This is a genomic window from Lentzea alba (genome assembly GCF_047445655.1).
Lineage (GTDB): Bacteria > Actinomycetota > Actinomycetes > Mycobacteriales > Pseudonocardiaceae > Lentzea > Lentzea alba_A.
On the sequence record NZ_JAJAEG010000084.1, the window covers coordinates 1 to 4,373 of the forward strand.

Below are 4,373 nucleotides of genomic sequence, written 5' to 3' on the forward strand. Positions count from 1 at the left end.
GTAGTTCCTTCAACCCGAGTTACACCGCTCGTTTGACACACCCTCGCTCGCGCGCACCAGCACTACCTCGCCGCAAGCACGGGATCACCTTCCGTGAACCGCTCGCAGACACCCAGCCGGGTGCGGGGGTGACAGGGGGAGACGGAGTTGACGCGGACGTGGTGTGGGCCGCGCGCCCTTCATTGTGACGTAGCCTGAGTAGCCGGGTTCGGCCTGCGCCGGGGAGCTGCTCGACGTGTTGATCACGACGTCGCCCTCAGCCAGCAGCGGGAACAGGGTCTGTGTGAGGAATAACGGGCCCTTCAGCAGAACAGGTCGAACGGTTCCTTGGTCGTGTCCTGGAGCAACGCGGCCTGCTCGAAGCCCGCGTTGTTGACCAGCATGTCGAACGACTCCGAGCCCCATCCCCGCAGCACCTCGGCCACCTGCTTGTCGAACGTCGCGAACGTTTTGCTGCGGTCCACATCCAACGGCAGCGTGACGCCTGTGCCGCCGGCTCGTGCCCGAGAAGCGTGTCCTTGGCCCCCTTGTTGGAGCCGTAGGCGGGATCATGTCGACACCGTGCCGCGCCAGTTCGGCGGGCACGCTCTACCCGGTACCGGAACTCGTACCGGTTACGAGCGCCACTGACATGTTCCTACCGGCTGTTCGGCCCCAGCGATCGGCAACAACAACAAGACCAGCAAATATTGAGCAACGGACGAACAGAATCTCCAGATCTCTTGCCTGATCCTCTCGATGCGGGCAGCAAGACTCGCGTCACCTACTGTGTACTGTGGACGGTGTGATCAATCCCGTGAACGAGCTCGCTGACGAGCTGCTCCAGTTGAAGTTCACCGCCGACCCCTTGTACCCATCGTCCCTCGGGATCGCGGGGCACGGCCGCAGGCTGCCAGACCTGAGCGAGGCAGCGCAGGCCAAGTGCCGCGCCGAGGTGGCGGACGTCGCCGCCCGTGCTCTGGCGCTTGACCCTGCCGGGCTCCCCGCCGAGGACGCCGTGACCAGGGCACTGGTGATCCGCCACGCGAAGGACATCATCGACGAGATCGACGTCCGGCTGACGGAGTTCACGATCACAGACCTGATGATCGCGCCGGCGCCTCAGCTGCTCATGGCCCTGCCGATGATCACACTGGCCGAGGACGACGACCGAGAAGACCACCTGGCGCGGCTCGCCGCGGTGCCGGAATTCCTTCGCACAGCATTGGAGCGGCACCGCAGCGGTGCCGCGGCCGGCCGGGTGCCGGTCGCACGGCTGGTACGAAACGGGGTCGCACACCTCGACCGCTACCTTGCCGATCCCGCGGCGGATCCCCTTGCCCGCCAGGAGATGCCCGAGGCGCTGGCCATCCGGCGTGAAGAGGTGCTGACCTCCGTCGTACGCCCCGCGTTCGCCGTCTACCGCGACGCGTTGGAAGCCGAGTTCCTGCCGATCGGCCGCCCCGACGAGAAGGTGGGCGTGTGCTGGCTTGGAGGCGGCGAGGAGATCTACCACACCCTCTCGCGCATCCACACCACCACCGACCGCACGCCCGACGAGCTCCACCAGACCGGACTCGACATCATCGAGCAGTTGTCCCAGGAGTACGCAGAGCTGGGCACGAAGGTGTTCGGTACGAGCAACCGCGCGGAGATCTTCGAGCGGATGACCACCGATCCGGCGATGCGCTGGGAGAGCCCGGACGAGCTGCTGTCGTCGGCCCGCGAGAGCGTCACTCGCGCCGAAGCCGCCAGCCCGGGCTGGTTCGGTCGGCTCGCGTCGCAACCGTGCCAGGTCGAAGCCGTTCCCGCGGCGCAGGCGCCCGGCGCCCCGGCCGCCTTCTACCTGTGGCCGTCGTTGGACGGAAAACGACCGGGCATCTACTTCGCCAACACCGACCGCCCGCACGAACGCGACCGGTTCGCCTCCGAGGTGTTGGCGTTCCACGAAGCCGTTCCGGGCCACCACTTCCAGATTCAGATCGCACAAGAGCTGACTCACCTGCCGTTGTTCCGGCGCGTGGTCGTCCCGACCGCGTACGCCGAGGGCTGGGGCCTCTACAGCGAGCGCCTGGCCGACGAGATGGGCCTCTACTCAAGCGATGTCTACCGGCTCGGCATGCTCGCGATGGACTCGATGCGCGCCGCACGCCTTGTAGTCGACACCGGCCTGCACGCCAAGGGCTGGAGTCGTGAACAGGCCATGACTTACCTGCGCGAGAACACCCCGATGGCGGCGCTGGGCATCGGCAACGAGGTCGACCGCTACATCGCCTTTCCCGGCCAGGCGCTCGCATACATGGTGGGGCGCCTGGAGATCCAGCGGATCAGGGCCACTGCGGAACAGTCGCTGGGAGATCGGTTCGACATCCGCGCTTTCCACGACGTCGTGCTGGGCAGCGGTTCGCTGCCACTGGATGTGCTCGCCGACGTGGTCGAGACTTGGGTCGACAGCCACTGAAACGCGCTGTGTGCCAGGCGGACTCGAGTACCTCCTGGCACGCCACCGGATCCTCATCAGCTCTCTGGACGGTGAGGCTGACGGCCAGATTGTTGATGTTGGGTTCAGGGTTTTGTCAAAGAGGCTTGAACAACCTTCCAAGGTGCCGTTGAGGCGGATGGACCGGGACTGGCAGCCGCACCACGAGGCAAGCGAGGAGGCGCGGCTGTGTCAGTTCTGAGGCAGGGTGTAGGAGCAGCGGCGTCGTTGTCGTTGCGGTGCAGTCATCGGCCCGGATGACGTGGGCTTCACCAATCCGGCCCTTCCCCTGTGCCCGTGATGACCGGCTCGTCGGGCCATCACCTGCGTCGCGGGAACTGCACTGACCGTCTCCGCGAGGGGCTCCGGAAGCGGAACCGTTCCGGATCGCCCAAGGTTCCAGATCGCCGCGGACCGCCTGTTCGCTCAGGCCACCATGTCACCGTAGAAGCGGCGTCTGATCAAGGACGACCTCCGCCACGCGAATACCGCCGTCACGGAGCAACTCCGGGCTCTCGCATCACATCCGCTTCACCCCAATGGAGCGGTGGGAGGAACCATTCGGTGCGGTGTCTGGTGTTTTGCCTGAGCGACATTCCCCGGGGCCGGGAGCACGGACGGTTCCATTGCCACTACGCTACGCTGCTCGGCTGCCGGAAGCGCGTACCATCCTGAGCATCCGTTAACACACGGGTGGCATCTCGACCGGCCTGCCCCAGCGTTGGTTGTTGCCAGGTCATCGTGCCTGTCCCGGCACACAGATCACACTCCCCGCGCACCTCAACGGATGCAGATACGTCGGTGTTCATCGAGGCGCCTGCACCTACACCGCGTCGTATTGCACGTCGCTGTGCGCCGGTTTCGGTCCTCTGCGGACGCCAAGCCTAGCGGCGATCTGGTCATGAATCGGTGTACTCACGACCTGCTGATGAGTCTGTGATGTGGCCACGCCGTGGCCACCGTCCAGCGAAATCTGGCCATTCAAAGGCACGGCGTCCCCTGACTGTGTACAGATTCATTAATAGGCGAGTGGTGCATATTTTAGACGGTGTGATCGGCGCCGGACACCAATGAGACGGTGATTCACACTTCCAGACATCGCTGCACCTCGCTGCGAGGATGGCGACCACGTTCCGTAGGTCTTCGCCGGGCAGCCGGTCCCACGAGGACACAGCCTTGGCGCTTGCCGGATTGCTGAGCGCGTGGACCTCGCCCCGCAGGTGACACGCCGTGGTTAGCAAGGCCGCGGAGTGGAGGGGGCATCGGGGCGGCGGCGGTCTCAGCCGAGGCGGTGCCTCAGTACCTCTAGTTTCGTCGTGAGGGCGCTGGGAGCTTGCGACAGACTCGTGGTGAACCGCTGGTCGATCAGCGAGAGTTCAGCGTCCCACTCGTCAAAGCCGGGTTCACGTCGAATGGCTGCCCGGCCTTCTCGACAGGTGCATCGAGTTCGCCAGATCGAAGTACGTTGCACTGCTTGCGGCCAGATGTGAAACCGTCGACATCGCCGGGACTGATGCGCGGCCATGAGCTGCAGGGCGCGTTCCTGCGCAAGAAGTGGCGACACCTATGCCCTGCGCGACCCACGAGCCGCACCGGCGCCGGACCTGGTCAGCCGGGACTTCACCACACCCGCGCCAGACCGGCTGCGGGTCGCCGACGCCACCCCGCATTCCCACGGTGAGTGCGTGTTCTGGATCGAGGCAGTCCGTGACGCGTTCTCCAACCGGATCGTGGGCTGGAAGACCAGCGACCGCTGCGACACCAGCCTCGTGCTCGGCGCGCTGGAATACGCGATCTGGTCACGCGAGGTCCGTGACAGGCACCTGAGCCACCACAGCGACCGCGGCTCGACCTCGATCCGCTTCGCACAAGGGTGTGTCAAACGAGCGGTGTAACTCGGGTTGAAGGAAACTAC

The 4,373-nt window shown here is 65.4% G+C and carries 3 protein-coding genes; 2 read left to right on the forward strand and 1 reads right to left on the reverse strand.

What is annotated here, in order from left to right:
- Positions 1-302 precede the first annotated feature (302 nt).
- Positions 303-464 (reverse strand): hypothetical protein, encoded by a 162-nt coding sequence (locus LFM09_RS49900; protein WP_414103700.1) that lies wholly within the window; start codon positions 462-464, stop codon positions 303-305.
- Positions 465-787: 323 nt separating this feature from the next.
- On the opposite strand from LFM09_RS49900, the gene LFM09_RS49905 reads away from it, so the two are divergent.
- Together LFM09_RS49905 and LFM09_RS49910 are read left to right on the forward strand one after the other, a co-directional pair.
- Complete coding sequence (locus tag LFM09_RS49905; RefSeq protein WP_414103702.1) at positions 788-2,440, forward strand: DUF885 domain-containing protein; 1,653 nt, start codon at positions 788-790, stop codon at positions 2,438-2,440.
- Between the two features lie 1,541 nt (positions 2,441-3,981).
- Complete coding sequence (locus LFM09_RS49910) at positions 3,982-4,353, forward strand: DDE-type integrase/transposase/recombinase (RefSeq protein WP_414103701.1); 372 nt, start codon at positions 3,982-3,984, stop codon at positions 4,351-4,353.
- Positions 4,354-4,373 lie beyond the last annotated feature (20 nt).

What these genes read in the sequence shown, in the direction of transcription:
- LFM09_RS49910 (WP_414103701.1), top strand. Translation starts at nt 3,982, where the DNA reads ATGAGCTGCAGGGCGCGTTCCTGCGCAAGAAGTGGCGACACCTATGCC.